The sequence below is a fragment of the Wolbachia endosymbiont of Litomosoides brasiliensis genome (genome assembly GCF_013366805.1).
Taxonomy (GTDB): Bacteria; Pseudomonadota; Alphaproteobacteria; order Rickettsiales; family Anaplasmataceae; genus Wolbachia.
Genome location: NZ_WQMO01000036.1, coordinates 1 through 3,799, shown reverse-complemented (window position 1 = coordinate 3,799; position 3,799 = coordinate 1). Strand labels below are relative to the sequence as shown.

Here is a 3,799-nt window from a genome sequence, read left to right as displayed (position 1 = left end):
AAAGTAAAATTGGGTAGAAAAATTTTTTATCTCTACAGTACAGTTAATCCTAAGAATATGGAGAGAGTTCTAGTTGTTTATTTGCACCGAATGTCAACACTAATTGTATGAATATGTTTCTTGAATAAATGTTGCAATATTTTAGAACACGAGAAGTCTTTTACTTACCACCATACTCACTTGAGCTCAACCCTACTGAGAGACTTTAGTTATATATAAAACAGAACATTTTGCATAACAAAGTCTATAATACAATTGCTTTGCTTGAGAGCGCTTTGTGCAAATTTATCATCTCTCTTTCTCACTCTGCAATTAAACAACTATATAATTTCACTTATTTGACCCACTAACAATTAGAATCAGTATTATATACCCAATACACTGCCAAAAACTATGCAAGAGATCTAATGTTACAGGAACAGGTCTACCATAATAAGAACTCTTGTATGATTTACAATGTTGCACTAAACCATAGAAATAAAATAACAAGTTAACAAAGAATGCCTATAATTTTAACTTGGCAATTAGCCCTACTTATCTATAGAAATTAATATTAAAACACATGTACTATCTAAGAAGTATGATTATTCGGACACTTCTGAATTTACCATTCTGCACCACTGGTCTTCATTCAAAATTCCTACACCTAATTCCACTGCTCTTTTATATTTGGTTCCCGGTTTTTCTCCTGCAACTAGGTAGTCAATTTTAGCAGAAAGATTTGAGCTGACTTTTGCTCCCAGAGTTTTAGCTCTTACTTTTGCCTCTTCTCTACTCATAGTAAGTAGTTTACCAGTAAACACTATGACTTTATTATTCAAAACAGAATCACCAGAGTTGGAGTTAACAGAAAGGATTTGAAGATAATCAGCAAGATCCTTCAACGTTTTGATGTTATGTTCTTTAGAAAAAAAAGATTTCAAAGACTCAACCACTTTTTCTCCTATGCCATCTATACCTACCAGCTCATCACTAAAGGATCTAGCTGTTTTCCTCTCTATACCATCCGCACCCATCTCAGTATCTTTTGATAACAGTTTTATCATCGAACTATACCAATTAGTATAAGAAACATAATAATTTGCAAGTAGTTCTGCTGCAACTCGGCCAACAAATCTAATACCCAAAGAAAATATAAACCTATCTAGAGTTACTATCCTTCTGTTTTGTATAGCATTTAACAAATTAGCTATTGACTTCTCGCCCCAATCAGGCTGTTCTTCTAGATTAAATTTATCTAACTTTCTTTCTAAGTTAAAAATATCAGGAATTTGCTTTATCAGACCAAGGTCATAAAAAAACTTTATCTGCTTTTCACCAAGGCCAACAATATCAAATGCATCCTTCGATACAAAGTGCTTTAGTTTTCCTATTATTTGAGCTTTACAGGTTAATTCCTCGGAGCACCTTATTGCCGCTCCTTCAGTCTGTACTCTACCACCGCACTCAGGGCATACCTTGGGAAATACAAATTTAGGTGCATCTGCATGACGAAAACCTTTATTATCCACTTTAACAATTTGAGGAATCACGTCGCCCGCTCTTTTGATTGTTACAATATCTCCTTCTCTTATGTCTTTACGTTTTATTTCATCTTGGTTATGTAAACTTGCCTTGCTTACTAGCACTCCACCGATATTGACTGGCACTAAATCTGCAACCGGAGCTAATACTCCTGTTCTACCCACCTGTATAAATATTTTGTTTAACTTTGTCTTTGCATAAACTGCAGAAAACTTGTACGCAAGTGCTGAACGCGGTGCTTTGTGAGTAATTCCCAGACGACTTTGTAGCACCAAATTATTTACTTTATAGACTACTCCATCAATATCATAACCCAAATTATAGCGGCAATAATAAACTTCATTATAAAACTCTAGCATTCTGTCCAGATCGCTCGTTAAGAACCGCTGCTCATTTACGAAAAAACCAAGTGCCTCAAGTCTATGTAGTACTTCACTTTGACTTTTCTCTTCTCCACCAATCAAAGAATAAGCAAAATACTTCAACGGTCTACCTGCTGTAATGCTTGCATCTAATTGCTTTAAAGAACCAGCAGCTGCATTTCGAGGATTAGCAAATTTATTATCTTTATTTAATTCTAAAAAGTCACTGTTATTGATGTATATTTCACCTCTTACTTCTAACCTACCTTGCACACCTTGCAAAAATCTGGGAAAGCCTTTTATTGTTGCAACATTGCGCGTGACATCTTCTCCTACAAAACCATCGCCTCGAGTTGCAGCCTTGACAAATCTTCCATCCTCATAAACTGCAGAAAACGACAATCCATCAATCTTTGGCTCACAGAACACCTCTATTTCTTCTTCAATTAAAAATCTCTTTATTCTAGACAAAAACCGCTTTACACCTTGTTCATCATAAGCACTCTCAAGAGAGAGCATAGGTTCTTGATGTCTTACCTTAGAAAATCTCTCATCAGGTGCAGCACCAACACCATCTTGTGTTGCACACGTTCCTAGAAGTTGGGCTTCCATTTTAACCAACCTTCGCTTCAGCTTATCATACTCAGCATCAGTGATTTCTGGTTTGTTTTTTTGGTAATACAAAACATCATGATAATTGATCCGATCTCGCAGTCTAGTAAGCTCTTCTATCATCTTTTTTAAATCAGCTATGCTTAAATTATACCAATATAATGCCATATTAGTTTTATCGTCAAGTCGCAAATTTTCCTCAATTCAGCGTACGGTACTCGATAAAGCACTGAGAAATAACAAAAGAAGTTGTAGATAGTTAAACAATTTAAGAGTAATGTATTTATTTGCAATCGATAACCGGAATTATTTATCATAACTTTAGAGCTATACAAAATTTTACATGATAATATTAACAACAAATGACGATGGTGTCGAAAGTGAAGGAATAAAATTACTTAAAGAGGTTGCACGAAATTTTTCATCGGAAATCTGGACAGTGGCACCAGATACTGATAGAAGCGGAGCAGCAAGATCTCTTGATTATCCAGTAAAGCAGTCTATTAGAATAAACCAACACAGTGAAAGGGAGTTCAGTGTGTCTGGCACCCCTGCAGATTGTGTAATCATCGCACTAAATAAGATTATGGATAAAAAGCCAGACTTAATATTATCTGGAGTAAATATTGGATCAAATGTTGGAGACGATGTTTGTTATTCAGGAACAATCGGCGCTGTAATGGAAGGTGCTGCAAGATCCATACCTTCTATCGCGCTAAGTCAAGCATACCATGGTGGAATAAACTGGCATAACACAAAGGCTTTTGCCCCAAAGGTCATCGCTAAATTAGTGAAGGTTGGCTGGCCTAAAAATATAGCGATGAGCATAAATTTTTCTGCTATAGAAAAAGTAAAAGGAATAGAATTTGCTGAACAAGGTGAATATAACATTGATGGGGACTTAACTTTCACTGAAAATTCAGATGGTTCTTTAAGTTTAAATTGGTCTCGAGAACATTCAGGTAGCGGTAGTGTGGGCAAAATCAAAGAAGGATTTATTACCATTACACCAATAAAATTAGATTTTACAGATTATGATACACTGAATGCTATGAAAAATTCTTATGCAAAAGAATTTTCTTCCATAGTTAATTGAAAAAACATTTGTAAATCTTTTATCAGTTGAATAATACGCAGTAACTAGACATAATAGCTTCTAAACTTGGAAGAGAAGAAAAATTATTCACTCCTCCTCAACGCCGTGGAAGAACTAGATTGAATCAGAGTCAATTTGAACAAGTTGAAGTATGGATACAAAAAATCCTAATATTACCATTAAAGAATGGGAACAGGAATCAAGG

2 protein-coding genes are annotated in these 3,799 nt (G+C 35.0%); one reads left to right on the top strand and one right to left on the bottom strand.

What is annotated here, in order from left to right; translation table 11 throughout:
* Positions 1-584: 584 nt before the first annotated feature.
* Positions 585-2,639 carry an NAD-dependent DNA ligase LigA gene (ligA, locus tag GO684_RS04880; RefSeq protein WP_175939400.1) on the bottom strand — a complete coding sequence of 685 codons (2,055 nt, stop codon included), beginning with the start codon at positions 2,637-2,639 and terminating at the stop codon, positions 585-587.
* A 202-nt stretch (positions 2,640-2,841) separates the two neighbouring features.
* On the opposite strand from ligA, the gene surE reads away from it, so the two are divergent.
* On the top strand, positions 2,842-3,594 hold the full coding sequence (gene surE, locus GO684_RS04875; protein ID WP_175939399.1) for a 5'/3'-nucleotidase SurE: 753 nt from the start codon (positions 2,842-2,844) through the stop codon (positions 3,592-3,594).
* The last annotated feature ends 205 nt before the right edge of the window (positions 3,595-3,799 follow it).

What these genes read in the sequence shown, in the direction of transcription:
- surE (WP_175939399.1), top strand. Translation starts at nt 2,842, where the DNA reads ATGATAATATTAACAACAAATGACGATGGTGTCGAAAGTGAAGGAATA.